Genomic DNA, 16,753 nt, shown 5'->3' with positions numbered 1-16,753 from the left:
GGCTTTAAACCTCCGCCGCCGTCCGCTCCTTGATCCGCTTCTCCAGCATCGTCAGCGGCATGGCACCTTCCTTCAGCACTTCGTGGAAGCGCTTCAGGTCGAACTTCGCGCTGAGCGCTTTTTGTGCATCTTCACGAGCGCGGGTCCATGCCATATGCCCGACCTTGTAGCTGCAAGCCTGTCCGATCATCGTGCAATAGCGCTCAACCTCTCGCTGCGATCTCGGCCGTGCGAAGCCGGTGGTCGCAACCATGTAGTCGGTCGCTCTCTCGCGGCTCCATCTCTTGCTGTGCAGGCCGGTGTCGACGACCAGGCGGGCCGCGCGGAACAGGAACGACTGCAAATATCCGGCCTTTTCGATGCCGGTATACCCGCCCAGTTCATCGGCCAGTTGCTCCGCGTAGAGTGCCCAACCTTCCGAATAGGCTGAGAAGAAGCCGAGCTTGCGCAGCGTCGGAATGTCCTTCGATTCCTGCGCCAGGCTGATCTGCAGGTGATGGCCCGGAACGCCTTCGTGATAGGTCAGGGCCGGCAGAGAGTATTTCGGCCAGTCGCCAACGTCCTTCAGGTTGATGAAGTAGATCGCCGGCCGAGAGCCATCGAGCGAAGCGCGGTTGTAATAGCCGTTGGAGGCTCCGTCCTGGATCTCCGGCGGAACGCGGAGAATTTCGAGCGGTGCGCTTGGAACCGTTGCGAAGGCGTTCGGCAGCTTTGCGTACATCGCCTTCACGCCCCGGTTGAGGCCTGCGATCAGGTCGGCTCGGCCCGCGTCGGTGTTCGGGTAGAGCTGGTCCGGCGAAGCGTTGAGCGCAGCGAGGCGCTCGCCGACCGTGCCTTTGGTGAAGCCTGCCTCCTTGAGGATTACGTCGAGACGGCCGCTGATCTCCGCAACCTGGTCGAGACCCATCTTGTGGACCTCGTCAGGCGTGAACCTGGTCGTCGTCGCCTGTTCCAGAGCCGCCGCATAGATTGCGTCGCCCTGCGATAGCCTCCAGGCGCCGTCGCCTGGCTTCGAGCTTGGCTTCAGTTGCTCCATCAAGGCGATCTGCCGGTCGAGCGCGGGATAGATGCTGTCTCCGACGATCCTCGCGGCGCGCGCCTCCCAGTCGCCTGCAATGGTCTTGGCGGCTGTCCGGCGGACGAGCGAATCCACCATTGTGTTCGCCTCCGCCGCAGGCGAGCGCAGCTTGCGCATCTGGCCAAGCGTCAGGTCGATCGACCAGGCCGGAGCAAGGAAGCCGCGGGCGGCCTGCGCGCGCTGTTCTTCCGTGTCGTTGTCGAGCAGCTTCCCGACCAGAGCCAAGCGAGCGAGATAGGCTTCGGCATCCGCGGCCGTCTCGATCGTATGCGCCGTGTTGAGGAAGTCCGGCGTGGAGAAGTAGGCGCCGCCCTGCTGGAAGATCGGATAGGGCCGCTGGACACTGTCGATGTCGAATCGCGCAGCCGGAACGATGCCCGTTTCCATCTGATAAGCGATGACGTCGCGGTTAAGCACCGCGGCCGGGCTGAGGCCGGATTCCGGGACCGCCTGGACCGCTGCCAGCTCGGCGCGGAGGTTCGCAAGGTCTTCCCCTCGCGCGACCGCGATCGGACGGACGTCGAACTCCGATTTCAGGTGGGCGTTCGCGCCCTTGTCGAGCCCCAGCGACGTCGCGAGCTCGGGGAAGCGCCGGACGCGATCCTGAAAGATCTTCTCGAACAGCGCATTGAGCGCGGCATCGCCGGATCCCGCTCCGCGCTGGATGACCGCGAGGGCCGGCGAACTGGCGGCACCCGAGACGAAGGCAAGTGAAAGCGCGGCGCTGCTGGTCGAAAGGAACTGACGGCGATCCATGATCTCTCCCGGATTCGAAGTCCGGGGAGGTTAGGGGCCGCATCGCAGTCAGCAACCCCGGTTCGTCGAAGAAATCCTTACGCTTGCAGCTGATACTGCTTGAGAAGGTCGTAGAGTGTCGGCCGGCTGATCCCGAGTAGCTTGGCGGCGCCCGAAATGTTGTTGTCGGTGCGGCTGAGCGCCTGGCGGATTGCCCGGCGGTCGGCGACCTCGCGCGCCGCACGAAGGTTGAGAGCGAGGCTCTCCTCCTCCGGGTTGGAGGTGCCGGGGAGGTCGAGATCTTCCGCCGTCACCGACTTGCCGTCTGCCATGATCACCGCGCGCTTGATGCGATTTTCGAGTTCGCGGACGTTGCCCGGCCAGGGATAGGCGTCGATCGCGGCAATCGCGTCGGCGGACAGGGACTGGATCTTGGTGTTCAGATCCTTGCCGAAGCGATTGACGAAGTGCCGCGCGAGAAGGACGGAGTCGCCGGGACGTTCCGCCAGCGACGGGATCTTCACCACGATCTCGGCAAGGCGGTAATAAAGGTCTTCGCGGAACCGGCCCTCGGCGATCATCGCCTCAAGGTCCTGGTGCGTCGCGCAGACGATGCGGGTGTCGACGTTGATTGGCTGGCGCCCGCCGATCCGCTCGATCACGCGCTCCTGGAGGAAGCGCAGCAGCTTGACCTGGAGCGGCAGCGGGATGTCCCCAACCTCGTCGAGGAACAGGGTGCCGCCCTCGGCCATCTCGATCTTCCCCACATTCGACTTGACCGCTCCGGTGAAGGCGCCGCGCTCATATCCGAACAGCTCGGCTTCGAGCAGCGTCTCCGGAATCGCGGCGCAGTTGATGGCGATGAACTCGCCCTTCCGGCCGCTCTTCTCGTGGACGGCGCGGGCGAGCAGTTCCTTGCCCGTGCCCGACGCGCCGAGCAGCATCACCGAGACGTCGGCGGAGGCGACGCGCTCGATGGTCTTGGCGACCTTCATCATTTCCGGCGCCGAGCTGATGATCGAGCCGAGCACCTGGCCGCCGTTGGTCTCCTCCAGGCGACGGTTCTCGGCCTCGATATCCGCCACGTGGAAGGCACGAGCTACGATCAGTCCAAGCTCGTCGATGTCGACCGGCTTGCGGTAGAAATCGTAGGCGCCGAGTCCGATCGCCTTCAGCATGCTTTCGCGGGCGCCATGCCCGGACGCGACGATGACCTTGGTGTCCGGCTTCAGCTTGAGGATCTGCGTCAGCGTCTCGAAGCCCTCGGTCGTCCCATCCGGGTCGGGTGGCAACCCGAGGTCGAGCGTCACTACCGCCGGCTCGTGCAGGCGTAGCGCCTCGATCGCGCTTTCGCGATTGCCCGCGAGCACGACTTCATAGCCCTCGTAGGCCCATTTCAACTGGCGCTGCAGACCCTCGTCGTCCTCGACGATGAGCAGCACGGGGTGTTTCTGGTCAGTCATGCGCGTTTCCGTTGCGGTTGAGCGACTTCCTCAGCCGCCGGGAGGTAGATGGAGAATTCGCTGCCCACGCCGGGCGTGGAGTCGACAACCAGCCGTCCGCCCATCGCGGCGATCAGCGAGCGAGCTTCGAATGACCCGATTCCGAACCCGTCGGGCTTGGTCGAAGCGAACGGCTGGAACAGCCGGTTGCGGACGAAGTCTCCGTCCATCCCGGTGCCATGGTCGGTGATAGAGATCCGGACTTCATCGCCCTCCGGTGCGACCCGAACCGTGATCGGCGCATCCGGCGAGCTGGCTTCGACCGCATTCTGAATGATGTGCCCTACCGCCTGCTCAAGCGCCGGGGCGTCGACGATCGCATGGAGGCTGGTGTCGCCGAGCAGCTTGACCTCATGTTCGCGCCTCTTGGCCGCAATCGCGTCGAGCAGGATGTTGCGCAGCGGCTGAGCGTCGGAGCGTTGCGACCGCGCCTGTGCCTTTGGCGAGAGCCGGGTCAGCAGGTCGTTCATCTTGTCGACCGAGCTGCGCAGTGTGGCGACCATGTCGGCACGGAACTCCGGGTTGTCGGCGTGCCGTTCGGCGTTGCGCGACAGCAGCGAGAGCTGACTGACCAGGTTCTTGATGTCGTGGAGGATGAAGGCGAAGCGGCGGTTGAATTCCTCGAACCGCTGCGCGTTCGACAACGCCTCCTGGCCATGGGCTTCGGCGAGCGAGCTGGCGGCCTGGCGCCCCGCCGTCCGCAGCAGATCGAAGTCCTCCCAGTCGAGCACGCGGCGATATTCGGGCGACGACAGCAGGATCAGCCCGAACAGGCGCTCGCCGTGGATGAGTGGAATGCCAATCCAGGCGCGGCGTTCCTCGAGCATCCATTCCGGCGGCAGCGATGCGCGATCCTCGGGGCTCGCCCAGCCGTTGCGGAGGGAGTCGAACTCGATGATCCGGCCTGTGGCTTCGAGCGCCGACCAGAAGTCCCGGACGCGCTCAAGCTCGCCGGCGGGCGGATGCTTACCCGACCAATTCCAGGACGATGCGGTGTTGATTGCACCGGACGGGTCCTTGGCAAGCAGCAGCCCGCCCGGCGCTTCCAGGATGTCGGCAAAGGCCTTGATGACGCGCTCGCCCAGTGGGGCCGCGTCGGTGCCGGTTGTTCCCACGGTGGTGGTGAATCGCAGCCATTCGGTGCGATAGTCGTAGCGGTGCTCGAACAGGTGCTTCGAGATCTTGACCTTGGCCCAGCCGCGCGCCTTGGCGCTCGGCAGCAGGACCATCGCCGCGACCGTCATTGTCGCGAGCAATCCGACGAGGATGCCGCGCGACCATTCGACGCTCGTCCCGCGAAGCGCCGTCGCGAGGATCGCCATCACCGCGAAGTAGCCGCAGATGGCCAGCAGCGAGAGCGACTGGAAGGTCGCGGCGCGGGATAGCCGGACGCGCCAGCCCTCCTCTCGACGAATCGCCATTGCGAACATCGGTGCGGTCAGCGCAACGACCAGCCCACGCCACTCATAGAGGTCCGGCGCCAGCCGGCTGTGGAGATAGGCAACCGTGTAGAGATTGAGGTCGTAGCTCCACATCAGCGACAGCCCGATCATCGCCAGGCGGATGTTCGACCGGCTCGCCGCAGATGCCTGGCCGTAGAGATTGTGAACCAGAATCAGCGAGCCGGCCGCGGCGGTCACGCGAAGCAAGGTGGCGGTATCGCGCACTGCATCGGTCGGGATCGAATAGCGCAGCAACGTCACAACGAGCTGGAAGCCGAGCACTGCCGCGACCGCGCCATAGACCAGACGGACGCCATGCTGGCGCTCCTCACTGGTCGCCGCGAGGCTGTGTAGCAATCCGATCCACACGAGGTTTCGCGCGGTTTCGGCAAAGCTGGCCAAAGGGTCGCCGGGCAGAATAGCGCTGAGCCACGCCCAGGACGCCGTCACCGCGAAGCCGGCGAGCAGCAGGCGTTGGTCAGGCTGCCGAACGGCCCGAAGCCGCCAGAGCAGCAGGCCCAGGAACGCGGCCGCGCAAATGGCATGGCTCCAGAAGGCGATCAGCGACTGCACGGGCGCCCGACTGTAAATCCCACCGACATGAGGAAGGGTGTCGCTAAATTTTACAAATAAGTGGTGAACGGATGAGCTAGAGGCGGTCAATGGCAGTGCAAATGCGGCCGCTCGGAACGAGCGGGATCTCGGTCGCCCCGGTGGCGCTTGGCGGCAATGTTTTCGGCTGGACCGCCGATGAGGAAACCAGTTTCAAGCTTCTCGACGCCTTCGTCGATGCCGGCGGCAACATGATCGATACGGCCGACGTCTATTCAGCCTGGGCACCGGGCAACCAGGGCGGCGAAAGCGAAATAATCATTGGCGATTGGCTTCGGCGTGACCCGTCCAAGCGCGACCGCGTGGTCATCGCGACGAAGGTCGGCTTTCTCGGCGGAGAGATGATCGACGGCGAATATGTCGCGGCGCTCGATCCTGAATCGATCCGTGACGGATGCGAAGCTTCGCTCCGTCGGCTCGGCGTCGACGCCATCGACCTCTACTACCATCACAAGGATAATCCCGCCGTACCGCTGGCCGAAAGCCTCGGGGCGATGGATGAGTTGGTTCGAACCGGGAAGGTCCGAGCGATCGGCCTGTCCCAATATTCCGGCCCGAGGATCGATGCGGCTATGGCGGTTGCCAAGGCGGAGGGCCTGATGCCCCCTTGCGCGCTCCAGACTTGGTACAATCTCGTCGAGCGCGAGAAGCTCGAGGGGGAGCTTCGAGATGCGGCCGTCAGGAATGGTTTGGGCATCATTCCGTTTTACGGGCTCGCTAACGGATTCCTCGCGGGCAAGTACCGGAGCGCCGGCGATCTTGCGAAGAGCCCTCGCGGCGAGCGCAGTGCCCAGTATCTCGACGGTCGAGGACTGCGAGTGCTCGCCGCGCTCGACCGGATTTCAGCGGAGACGGGGGCCGCCTTGGCAACGATTGCGCTGGCCTGGACCAGTGCACAGCCCGGGATTGCGACGACCCTGGCGAGCGCCACCCGGCTGGATCAGCTCGATGAGTTGGTCGCAGCGCTCAGTTTTCAGCTTACCGCAGAACAGCTCGCGCTGCTGACGGCGGCGAGCGCCTAGCGCTCACTTCTCAGTTCGCGAATCCCGTGCAGAATATCTGCCCACTCGCGTAGCTCGTGCGCGTTGGCCGGGTGATAGGCGGCATATCTCTCGATGCCCCGGATAATGCTTCCCCAGGAACAGGGTTCGTCCAACGCCGCGGTCGCGCTATCATCAGTAGCGAAAAGCAACTCAACCATCGGCGCTCGATGGCAGAAGCAAGCGGCTGCAGGCGCAAGCTTTCCACCAACGGCGGTTCAAAAGCGACGAATGGCTAACTCTTCTTGAGGACGTCGAGGGAGGCGAGGGTCATGGCCTCGGTCGCCGTCGAGATCACCTTCTCGGCGTCAGGCGCCCAGAACGGGCTGTGAAGCGAGGGGAGCTTCAGCGTGTCGCCGCCGGCGGCATCCCACTTGTCCTTTGGCGTTCCCCCGACCCAGAAGATCAAACTCTGGACCTCTTTGTCGGCTAGCCAGAAGCGGCTGAAGTCCTCTCCGCCCATCACGGGCGGCGTCAGGCTCGCGCGGTCGGCACCGAAATGTTGCTGGAACAGGGCAAGTGTCTTCTTCGAGAACTCTTCGGTGTTCAACGTCGCCGGAGTGTACATCTCTTCGCGGACCGTAATGACCGGCATGCGGTCTTCCGGCACGCCCGCGGCAATGGCCTCGCCTTTCGCGATACGCCTGATGCCGTCGAGCAGAAGCTTTCGAACTTCGGGCTTGTAGCTACGCACGGTCAGCTGGAGCTTGGCCTCGTCGGAAATGATGTTGTGCTTGGCACCGGCCTGGAAGCTACCGACCGTCACGACCGCCGGATCGAGCGGATTGTTCTCGCGGCTGACCAGTGTCTGCAACGCCACGACGATCCGGGACGCAAGGACAATCGGATCCTTGGTCGTGTGCGGATAGGCGCCATGCCCGCCAAGCCCTCTGACGAGGATGTCTACACTGTCGACGTTGGCGAGCGCATAGCCCGGCGTGACCCCGATCGTACCGGCGGGAAGTGCGGCCGCATCGTGAAAGGCGAGCGCGTAATCGGGCTTCGGAAAGCGCGTGTAGAGGCCGTCGTCGAGCATCGCCTTTGCGCCTTCGCCGGTCTCCTCGCCGGGCTGGAGCACCATGACAAGCGTGCCCGACCACTGCTCCTTCATCGCGGCGAGCCGGCGCGCCGTGCCAATGAAGGAGGTCATATGCGTGTCGTGGCCGCAGGCATGCATGACGCCGGTCTCGACCCCCGACCTTGCCGTCGCTCGGACCTTCGACGCGAAGGGCAATCCGGTTTGCTCGACCACCGGCAGGCCGTCCATGTCCGCGCGCAGCAAAAGGACGGGCCCCGGGCCGTTCTTCATCACCGCAACGACGCCGGTCTTCCCGACCTTTTCCGTGACGTCGAACCCGAGCTTGCGCATCTCGGCGGCAAGCTTGGCCGGCGTACGCACCTCCTGCATCGATAGCTCGGGATTGGCGTGGAGGTCGCGATAGAGCGTCATCAGCTGCGGCATATCCGACTGGATTGCGTCGGTCAGCGCAGCTGCATGGGCTGCAGTGGGCAGGGTCATCACTGCAACAACCAGTCCGAAGGTCAATTTCATCAATGCGCCCCTTATTGCGCTGGCACCAGCTCCAGCACGTCCATCTGAGATTCGAAGTGCGGCCGCGGCATGATCAGCCGCCATCGGTTCGGCCCGATCCGCTCGACGTAGCCAGCGACGTCGCGCTGCATGTCGCGGCCGTACTGGAATGCGCGCGTTTCGTCGCCGAGCACCAACGTGCCGAGAAACACCTGCCGTAACGGGTCGCCGGGAAAGATCGAGCCGACTTGCCGCTGCGACCCGGTCAGCTTTGCGAAGTCCTGCAACTCGCCGTCCTGCTGGATGCGGCAGTCGAAGGCCGGATAAGCAACAAAGGGCAGCATGCCCATCGTCTTCGATCCGACCTTGATAGTCCGGCACCGGTAGAGTCCGTTCGGTATCGGCCCTCCGCCGAGCGCGGCGTCCGGTTCGAGAAGCGCCCCCTCGCGTTCGATATCAGCGGCATGCCCGCCGGCGCGCGCGGACCGCAAGGCATCGACGAATGCGGTCCGCCACTCCTTCAAGCGTTCGCGGTCCGACGGGGTGGCGATGGTCCGCCAATCGCTTGCCGGGTGAGCGATGACGCCAGGCGCCTGATGGAATTCGGCACAGCCCGACAAAGTCAGCAAGACGGCGGCGAAGACGAAGTGGCGCATCCGCGGCAGCCTAGGCAGCTGTCCAGCCTCCGTCCATGCTGAGGTTCGCACCAGTGATCGACTTTGCCTCTTCGCGGCAGAGGAACAGAGCGAGCGCCGCAACCTCCTCCGGGGTGACGAAACGCTTGGTCGGCTGGGCGGCGAGAAGGACGTCGTTCATCACTTGCTCGCGGGTCAGGTTCCGCGCTTTCATCGTGTCCGGGATCTGGTTCTCGACCAAGGTCGTCCAGACATATCCCGGTGAAATGCAGTTGACGGTTACGCCGTCCTTCGCGGCCTCCAGCGCAACGGACTTGGTAAAGCCGGCGACCCCATGCTTGGCGGCGACATAGGCCGACTTGTTGGGCGAAGCGACGAGACTGTGGGCAGAGGCCGTGTTGATGATTCGGCCCCACTGCTTCGCCTTCATCGAAGGGATTGCCAGCCGCGTGGTGTGAAACACCGCCGTCAGGTTGATCGCCAGGATCGCGTCCCACTTTCCGACCGGGAAATCCTCAACCGGGGAGACGTGCTGGACGCCCGCATTGTTCACCAGAATGTCGGGCGCGCCGAGCTCGTCGGTGCAGTGGCGAAGCATGGATTCGATCTGAGCCGGGTCCGACAGGTCCGCCCCGTCGTAGAGTGCGCCGAGGTCGTCGCTGATCCTCGCGATTTCGGCCGGATCGCCGAAGCCGTTGATCATCACTCTCGCTCCTTCGCCCGCGAGAGCCTGTGCAATGGCGAGACCAATGCCGGACGTGGAACCAGTGACGAGAGCGACCTTGCCTTCGAGAATCATGGGATCTCCTTTGCCGCGCTAGTCGCGCCGGCAATCGTCATTTGCAACCGGTACGCCTTTTCGCGCATTTGGGCGGAAGAAGCAGGGGAGACTCATATGGTTCGGCTCGGCGGCGAAGGTCCAAGCGGCAATTTCGAAGACCGTACCGGACAAGGCGGAGGAGGCTTCGGCTTCGGCGGCGGAGGGGGCGGCGGCAATATGCTCGGCTGCCTGCTGCCCTTCGTCATGAGCCGCTTCGGGATCGTCGGCGTCCTGGTCCTCCTGCTCGGCTATTGCGTTCTCACGCAGCTCGGCGGCGGATCGGGCGGACTGATTCCCTCGGGCGGCCCGACAGCTCCCTCTCCCAACGGCCAGTCGACGCTTGACCCGAACATGCGCGACTTCCTCACGCGGACGCTCGGATCGACCGAGGAAACCTGGGGCGAGATCTTTGCCAAGCATGGCGCGCGCTACACGCCGACCAAGATGGTCGCCTACAGCCGTGGGACGCAGACCGCTTGCGGCGCAGGACAGGCGGCAATGGGCCCCTTCTATTGCCCCAACGACAGCACGATCTACATCGACCCGAGCTTCTTCAATGAGCTTTCGCAGCGCTTCGGGGCACCGGGCGACGCGGCCGCCGTCTACGTCGTCGCGCACGAGGTCGGGCACCACATCCAGAATCTCGAGGGCACGCTCGACGAGGCTCACAATGCGCAGGCTCGCGCGAGCCAGACGCAAGGGAATGCGATCCAGGTCGGCGTCGAGCTCCAGGCCGACTGCTACGCCGGCGTATGGCTGGCCAATGCCCGCGATGCCCAGGGATCAATCATCGAACCCGGCGACATCGAGGAAGGCATGCGCGCGGCCGAGGCGATCGGCGACGACACGCTCCAGCGTCAGTCGCAGGGGGTCGTCGTTCCGGAGAGCTTCACCCACGGAAGCTCGGCGCAGCGAATGCAAGCGCTCCAGATTGGCCTGAAGACCGGCGATCCGGCCGCCTGCAAATTCAACGGCTAGAGCTTGACGAGCATCTTTCCGACGTTGTCGCCGCTGAACAGGCCGCGGAATGCGTCGGGCATGTTCTCGATGCCCTCGACCACTGTGTCGCGCGATTTGACCTGCCCGCTTGCCAGCATCTGCCCCATTTCGCGGTAGAATTCGTCCATTCGCGGCTGGAAGTCGAAGACGATGAAGCCTTGCATGCGGATGCGCATGGCAATCACGCGCATAATGAAGCGGAAGGCCGCGGGCTCGGCCTTGTTGTACCCTCGATCATTCCGCAGATGGCGAAGCGGGCGCGCATCTTGGCAAGCGCGAAGGCCGCGTCGAGATGGTCGCCGCCGACATTGTCGAAATAGACGTCGATGCCGTCAGGCGTCGCGGCCGCGAGGCCCTTCAGGATCGGTTGCGCCTTGTAGTCGATCGCATGATCTGCGCCGAGCGACCGGACGAACTCGCACTTGTCCTCGCCACCGGCCGAACCGATGACGGTCATGCCCTTGGCCTTGGCGATCTGAACAACAGCAGAGCCGACCGCTCCCGCAGCGGCGGACACGAACACCACGTCGCCTTCCTTGGCCGATGCGACGTCAAGCAAGCCGAAGTAAGCAGTCGCGCCGGTTACGCCGAGATTGCCGAGGAACGCCTGCGGCTCGGCGCCGAGGTTGGGAAGCTTGTTCGCCATGCGGGAATCGACCACCGCTTCGTCGCGCCACCCGCCCATGTGAAGTACAAGGTCACCGGCCGAGAAACCGTCGGCGCGGGACTCAACGACTTCGCCGACCGCGCCGCCGTCCATCGGCTGATCGATCTGGAACGGCGGGACGTAGCTCTTCACGTCGTTCATGCGCCCACGCATGTAGGGATCCACCGACAGCCAGTGGTTGCGGACCAGAATCTGGCCTTCACCGAGCTCCGGAAGGTCGTAGGGCTTGAGTGCGAAATTCTCGTCCGTCGGTAGTCCCTGCGGACGGCTCATCAGGTGCCAGGCGCGTGCCATCAACTGTCTCCCGGTTTGATCGAGCCCGCGCATAGGACGCCATTCGCCCACAAGAAAGGCCCGGGCACTTTCGTGCCCGGGCCGCCCCGCCCGGAAAGGGCTGGGAAGACTAGCGATACGTGCCGGAGAAGCTGCGATCGAGGACGTGAGGTCCGGCCCGGCCCTGGTCCTCTCGCTCGAACAGCGCGCGACTGCGGTTCTCGTCGCGCCAGCGCTCCTTCGCCTTGTCTGCGCTGCATTCCAGGAGCACCCGGTCGCCGTCGATGCGGTCGACGTCGGAACAGCTCAGCGAGTGATGGGCGCCGCCCGATTCCGGATCGCTCCGGGTCAGGATGATCCGGTCTCCGGCAATGCGGTCGACTGTGCCGACGTGCTTGTCGTCGGTCCCGACGACCTCCATGTGCTCACGGATTCCACTGAGGAGCTGGCGCTTGGAAATGCGTCGCTCCCGCCACTCGCCGAATTCGCTTTCGAACTTGGAGGCCCGTTCGCGGCGGAACTCGTCGTAGTCGCGGTCGAGGTCATCGGCCTGCCGGCGGCGCATCTCGTGATAGTGACGGTCGTCGATGTTTGACGGTTCGCGGGATCCAGCGAAGCTGGTTCGGCGATAAGGATCGCGATCCCGAGGTGACTGGCCGTAGTGCTCGTCACGATCGGACCGGCTCGAACGCGGCTCGCCCTCATCACTCCAGTCCGGGTTGTAGCTGCGTTCGCTGCTCGCCCATTTCCAGCGGCCGTCGGTATCGCCGCCATATCGGCCATAGGCATCTTCACGGGAGCCGTGGCGGGATCGCCCGTCGTCGTCCTCGCCGAACCATGACCGAAATTCGTCTCCTACGCGGCCGAGAAAGCCGCGGTCGTCGCGATCGCGCTCATGGTCGCGGTCCCACGACCGCGGGTCGCGTTCGTTCCAGTCCTCGGACCTGCCTTCTCGCCAACGCTGTTCGCGCTCGTAGCGGTCATACGCCATTGCTACCTCCACATGGAAATCGCGCCGGCACCGTGCCGGCTACTCAACTGTGGGAACAACGAATGGAGGACGACGGCCGTTCCTGACGGAATCATCGTCAAGCGACAGGGCGAAATTGGCTCGCGGCGGGTCATTGCAAGGGGAAAGAGGCGCGGCTATGTGAGCCGCCTGCCGGGTACGGGGCTGTAGCTCAGATGGGAGAGCGCTGCAATCGCACTGCAGAGGTCAGGGGTTCGATTCCCCTCAGCTCCACCAGCCTAAATCTCTGAATCGAAGAGGGATTTTCGCTGGTTGGCCGGAATTGCCGGGGAAGCGACGCGCGCTTCCCCGGGATTTCAGCGTCAGGATTTGAACTCGAACTGATCGACGCCATCCGCGGTGGCTTCGCATAGCATTGGCAGTTCGCGCGTGCTGTCGGGGTACTGGGCCGTCAGCGTGCCGCCGATCTGGAACGCGCCGGGCTCGATCTCGCTGGCTGCCGCCGTCTGAAGCGTGATGCGGGTGCCGCCCGTTGCGCCGACGTCGCGTGCTGCGCGGGTCAGGCATTGGTTGAGCGCCGGACGCGCAGCTTGCTGAACCCAATTGGGGTCGGCGCTGATCGCTGCCGGCGGGCCTGCCGACGATGAGCTTGTGTCGATGTTCTTGCCGCTGTTCGAAAGGATCGCGGCCAGCCCCGCGGCGACTGCAATCCCGCCAATGATAAGCGCGGTGTTCGATCCACCGGAGCTGCTGTTGTTCTCGCGGTCGGGGTAATAGTGGCCGTACCCATAGGCGAAGGTCGCCCGGCAGCTTTGCGACACCCACACTCGCCGCGAATCATACCCCCAGCTATGGCCGCGCCGGCAATTTCCGCCGTGCGTCCGGATAAGCATGACGCGGTTCTGGGTTCGCGCCGAGCAACTGTTGAAGCGACCATTCTGCGAATTGCACCGTACTCGCCCCGCAAAGCCGCGCCCGTCGATATAATTCGATCGGGAGAAATAAGGCACCCGGTGATCTGGCCGCATCGGAGGACGGACCGTGGGCGGCCGGGTGACCGGGGTCTCGTAGTCGGCGGGATCGGCGCCGGAAGAGTGGTGACCTGAACTGCCACTGGCATCTGCATCGCCGGCGAACCTTGCGCCAGCAGGACGAGACCTATTGCGAGCGAGTTGGTGAACATTGGCGCGCTCCTGTCGGTTGTCGAAGGCTGTCATTCGCCATTGCCATAAACTGAAGGCAGGAAATCTCGGTGAAAGTCCCGATACGCGACAGTGCCTTGCACGCGTTCTTCCGCCTGCTCTTCCGGCGAGACTATGTTCACAAAAGCCGAAGTAGGGGCCTAAAGCAGGACCGATGAAGATCGCTGGGATAGAGTTACCAAGGGATATGGCGGAGGCCGTCGAGGCCTGCCGCCCGCACTTCCTAGCGGCTGCCGTCTTCAGCCTGTTCATCAACTTGCTGTTCCTCGCGCCTGCGATCTACATGCTGCAGGTTTACGACCGGGTCGTGGCGACCGGCGGCAAGATGACGCTGCTGTTCATCACCCTGGCATTGGCCGTCGCTTTGTTCGCCCTGTCCGCGCTGGATGCGATCCGGAACCGCCTTCTGGTCAGGGCCAGCCTGAGGCTCGATGCCTTGCTGGCCCCGAAGATCCTGAAGCGGATGATGGGACGCAACTCGAACGCCGCCGTCCAGGCCATGCGGGATTTCGAGACGGTTCGGCAGGCGATCGGAAGTCCTGTGGCCGGAGCCATGTTCGACGTGCCGTGGTTCCCCTTGTTCCTCGCCGTTGCCTTCCTGCTGCACTTCTGGATCGGAATCCTTGCCACCGCCGCTTCGGCGATCCTGTTCTTCGTGGCCTGGCGCAATCAACGCGCAACGGCGGAGACGATGCAGACGGCGACGCAAGCGATGGCCGCTTCGCAAGCCGCGGCCCAGACCGTCGCGCTCAACAACGACACGGTTCGGGCGCTTGGAATGGTCGGGACCATGGTCAACCGCCAGCTGGCCCAGCGGGCGTTCGGCCTTTCCCGCCTTTCGGATGCGCAGTTCACGGGCGGCCGCTTCTCGGCTCTGAGCCGCTTTCTTCGCCTCTTCGTCCAGTCGGCCGCGCTGGGCCTCGGCGCTCTCCTCGCGATCGCCGGCTATATTTCTGCAGGCGCCATTGTGGCCGCCTCGATCCTGCTCAGCCGCGCGCTACAGCCGGTCGAGGCGGTCATCGGCGGCTGGCCGACGATCATCGGCGCCCACGCGGCCTTGACGCGTCTCGCCGAAGTAATGTCCGGCGTTCCGGCCGAGCGAATCTACACGCGCCTCCCGAGCCCGCTGGACGGTTGGAAGTCGACCAGGTCGGAGTTCGCGGTCCCGACGGCCGGCCGGTTCTGTTTGGAATCTCGGTCGACGTCAGTCCTGGCGAGATGCTCGGCGTCATCGGTCCAAGCGGCGCAGGCAAGACGACGTTGGCAAAAGTGCTCGCAGGCGCCATCCCGACCGAGGCCGGCATCGTCCGGATCGACGGCGCGGCTTATTCCGACTGGGAGTCCGACGATCTCGCGCGCCACATCGGGTACCTGCCGCAGGAGCCAAGCCTGTTCGAAGGCACGATCAAGGAAAACATTTCCCGCTTCTCCGGTGCGGCTAATGGTACGGACGTGGACAAGCTGGCCGTTGCGGCGGCTCAAGCGGCCGGTGCCCACGAGCTCATCCTGAAATTGCCGAAGGGCTATGATACGCCGCTCGGGCCGCTCGGGCAGGGACTGTCCTCGGGCCAGGCTCAGCGGGTGGCACTGGCGCGCGCTTTCTATGGCAATCCTGTCCTGATGATCCTCGACGAGCCCAACGCCTTCCTCGATTCCGATGGCGAGGCCGCGCTCATCACGTCGCTTGCAGGAGCGATGAACCGAGGCGCCGCGGTCATCCTGATCGCGCATCGCCGCTCGATCCTTTCGGGCGCAAAGCGCCTCCTCGTGCTCGAAGGCGGCCGGCCCAAGCTGCTCGGGCCATCGCAAGAAGTCGCCAACCGGTTGCTTCAGGTGGGCGAAGGGGCGGCCGGATGAACGTGCTGACCTCGATCATCGAACCCTACCAGCAGGACGCGCCCGTCGACGATCCGCGCCGCGACATCCGGATTGGTGCCGGCATCGTCATCATATTCTTCGTAATCCTGCTCGGCTGGGCCGCGTTCATGCCGCTCGATGCGGCGGTTCCGGCCCGCGGAGTCATCGCCGTCTCAGGGAACCGCCAGTCGGTGCAGCACCGCGAAGGCGGCGTCGTCACCGCGATCAACGTCCGCGAAGGGCAGCATGTGAAGGCGGGCGACGTCCTCATCGAAATGGCCGCGCCTGACCTTCGCGCGCAAGAGCGGGCGCTGACCAGCGACTACCTGACAAATGTCGCCCAGCGCGCCCGGTTGATGGCCGAACGTGCGGGTGCCCGCGACTTCCTCCCGCCGGCGGAATTCGCCGGACTTCCCGCGGAGGATCAGCCGCTCGCCGCGCAAGCGATGGCCTTGCAGCGCGCTCAGCTTCAGGCGCGGCTCGCTTCGAAGTCGGCACAGCAATCCGTGCTCGGCCAGCGGTCGCTCCAGCTCGGCGAGCAGCAGTCTGGCTATTCGCAGCAGATCGCCTCACTGCACGAGCAGCAGCGCTTGCTTCAGGAAGAAATCGACGGGCTGAAGAAGATCCAGGAAAAGGGCTTTGCGTCGGTGAACCGCATCCGCGCGCTCGAACGGGCCTATGCCGAGCTGAAGGGCCAAGAAGCCTCGATGACCGCGGAGATCGCTCGCGCCGGCGAAGGCAAGGGCGAAACGCGGATGCAGTCGGTTTCGATCGAGAAGACGGCGATGGAGCAGGTCGCGTCGGACCTGCGCGACACCCAGGCGCGGCTGTCTGATGTACTTCCCAAGCTGATCGCGGTGCGCGAGCAACTGCAACGCGCCCGCGTCCGCGCTCCGGCCACCGGTCAGGTCGTGGGCCTTAGCGTGTTCACCATCGGCGGGGTGGTTTCGCCCGGGCAGACCCTGATGGAAATCGTCCCGGATCACCGCAGCCTAGTCATCCAAGCCCAAGTCGCGCCGACCAATGCTGACGACGTCTATCAGGGCCAGGAGGCGCAGGTTCGCTTCGTCAGCGTCAACGACCGCACCCTGCCGCTTCTGACGGGCAAGGTACGCACCATCTCCGCCGACAGCTTTACTGACGAGAAGACGGGCCAGTCCTACTTCCGGGCGGAGATCGACGTTCCTGCCGACGAGCTTCGGAGGGTCAGCGGCTCGCTTGGCAAAGGACAGCTGCGCCCGGGCCTTCCCGTCGAAGTCCTGCTTTCGGTGCGCAAGCGCACCGCGCTTCAATACATCCTCGAGCCGCTCACCCGGAACCTGTGGGGCTCGCTCCGGGAGCAGTGATCTTTGGGAGTGAGATGGTCACGGACGTCTGGACGCTGGAAGCG

General features: G+C 64.6%; 12 protein-coding genes, 1 tRNA gene and 3 pseudogenes. 6 read left to right on the top strand and 10 right to left on the bottom strand.

Features of this window, described 5'->3' with window-relative positions; genetic code table 11:
- Positions 1–4 precede the first annotated feature (4 nt).
- The 3 genes from H9L15_RS04315 to prsK all read right to left on the bottom strand — a co-directional run bounded on the left by H9L15_RS04315 (position 5) and on the right by prsK (position 5,330).
- Entirely contained in the window at positions 5–1,834 is a 1,830-nt protein-coding gene (locus tag H9L15_RS04315) for a DUF885 domain-containing protein (protein WP_187715291.1), read from the bottom strand.
- Between the two features lie 77 nt (positions 1,835–1,911).
- Complete coding sequence (prsR, locus tag H9L15_RS04310) at positions 1,912–3,276, bottom strand: PEP-CTERM-box response regulator transcription factor (RefSeq protein WP_187715290.1); 1,365 nt, start codon at positions 3,274–3,276, stop codon at positions 1,912–1,914.
- Positions 3,273–5,330, bottom strand: a complete 2,058-nt coding sequence (prsK, locus tag H9L15_RS04305; protein ID WP_187715289.1) for an XrtA/PEP-CTERM system histidine kinase PrsK — start codon at positions 5,328–5,330, stop codon at positions 3,273–3,275. Before prsK ends, prsR begins: the two co-directional genes overlap by 4 nt.
- A gap of 89 nt (positions 5,331–5,419) precedes the next feature.
- On the opposite strand from prsK, the gene H9L15_RS04300 reads away from it, so the two are divergent.
- Positions 5,420–6,391 (top strand): aldo/keto reductase, encoded by a 972-nt coding sequence (locus tag H9L15_RS04300; RefSeq protein WP_223276497.1) that lies wholly within the window; start codon positions 5,420–5,422, stop codon positions 6,389–6,391.
- A gap of 253 nt (positions 6,392–6,644) precedes the next feature.
- On the opposite strand, the gene H9L15_RS04295 is transcribed toward H9L15_RS04300, so the two are convergent.
- From H9L15_RS04295 to H9L15_RS04285, 3 genes are read right to left on the bottom strand one after another with little or no spacing between them, the layout of a single operon-like run.
- Positions 6,645–7,961 (bottom strand): amidohydrolase, encoded by a 1,317-nt coding sequence (locus H9L15_RS04295; RefSeq protein WP_187715288.1) that lies wholly within the window; start codon positions 7,959–7,961, stop codon positions 6,645–6,647.
- Between the two features lie 11 nt (positions 7,962–7,972).
- The gene (locus H9L15_RS04290; protein ID WP_187715287.1) at positions 7,973–8,596 is read right to left on the bottom strand and encodes a DUF4893 domain-containing protein; all 624 of its coding nucleotides are present in this window, start codon (positions 8,594–8,596) and stop codon (positions 7,973–7,975) included.
- A gap of 10 nt (positions 8,597–8,606) precedes the next feature.
- Positions 8,607–9,374, bottom strand: a complete 768-nt coding sequence (locus H9L15_RS04285; RefSeq protein WP_187715286.1) for a 3-hydroxybutyrate dehydrogenase — start codon at positions 9,372–9,374, stop codon at positions 8,607–8,609.
- A gap of 96 nt (positions 9,375–9,470) precedes the next feature.
- On the opposite strand from H9L15_RS04285, the gene ypfJ reads away from it, so the two are divergent.
- Positions 9,471–10,373, top strand: coding sequence for a KPN_02809 family neutral zinc metallopeptidase (ypfJ, locus tag H9L15_RS04280; protein WP_187715285.1), 903 nt, complete (start codon positions 9,471–9,473; stop codon positions 10,371–10,373).
- Here the strand turns inward: ypfJ and H9L15_RS04275 are convergent.
- Both H9L15_RS04275 and H9L15_RS04270 read right to left on the bottom strand, forming a co-directional pair.
- Positions 10,370–11,355: pseudogene (locus H9L15_RS04275) on the bottom strand (NADP-dependent oxidoreductase). The gene ypfJ and the pseudogene H9L15_RS04275 sit on opposite strands and share 4 nt — an antisense overlap.
- A 109-nt stretch (positions 11,356–11,464) precedes the next feature.
- On the bottom strand, positions 11,465–12,325 hold the full coding sequence (locus H9L15_RS04270; protein WP_187715284.1) for a DUF2171 domain-containing protein: 861 nt from the start codon (positions 12,323–12,325) through the stop codon (positions 11,465–11,467).
- Positions 12,326–12,504: 179 nt separating this feature from the next.
- On the opposite strand from H9L15_RS04270, the gene H9L15_RS04265 reads away from it, so the two are divergent.
- Positions 12,505–12,580, top strand: a tRNA-Ala gene (locus tag H9L15_RS04265).
- Positions 12,581–12,666: 86 nt separating this feature from the next.
- Here H9L15_RS04265 and H9L15_RS04260 read toward each other — a convergent pair.
- Positions 12,667–13,125, bottom strand: coding sequence for a hypothetical protein (locus tag H9L15_RS04260; RefSeq protein ID WP_262984910.1), 459 nt, complete (start codon positions 13,123–13,125; stop codon positions 12,667–12,669).
- Positions 13,126–13,140: 15 nt separating this feature from the next.
- A pseudogene (locus H9L15_RS20155) lies at positions 13,141–13,332 on the bottom strand (hypothetical protein); the annotation flags it as partial.
- 328 nt (positions 13,333–13,660) lie between these two features.
- On the opposite strand from H9L15_RS20155, the pseudogene H9L15_RS20150 reads away from it, so the two are divergent.
- From H9L15_RS20150 to H9L15_RS04245, 3 genes and pseudogenes are all read left to right on the top strand, one after another.
- Positions 13,661–14,437: pseudogene (locus H9L15_RS20150) on the top strand (type I secretion system permease/ATPase); the annotation flags it as partial.
- Between the two features lie 287 nt (positions 14,438–14,724).
- Positions 14,725–15,363, top strand: a complete 639-nt coding sequence (locus H9L15_RS18590) for an ATP-binding cassette domain-containing protein (RefSeq protein ID WP_262984954.1) — start codon at positions 14,725–14,727, stop codon at positions 15,361–15,363.
- Positions 15,360–16,709 carry an HlyD family type I secretion periplasmic adaptor subunit gene (locus H9L15_RS04245; RefSeq protein WP_187715280.1) on the top strand — a complete coding sequence of 450 codons (1,350 nt, stop codon included), beginning with the start codon at positions 15,360–15,362 and terminating at the stop codon, positions 16,707–16,709. Before H9L15_RS18590 ends, H9L15_RS04245 begins: the two co-directional genes overlap by 4 nt.
- The last annotated feature ends 44 nt before the right edge of the window (positions 16,710–16,753 follow it).

Origin of the sequence: Sphingomonas daechungensis (assembly GCF_014489495.1) — a bacterium.
GTDB classification, from domain to species: Bacteria; Pseudomonadota; Alphaproteobacteria; order Sphingomonadales; family Sphingomonadaceae; genus Sphingomicrobium; species Sphingomicrobium daechungense.
This window is presented reverse-complemented; position numbering and strand designations above follow the sequence as displayed.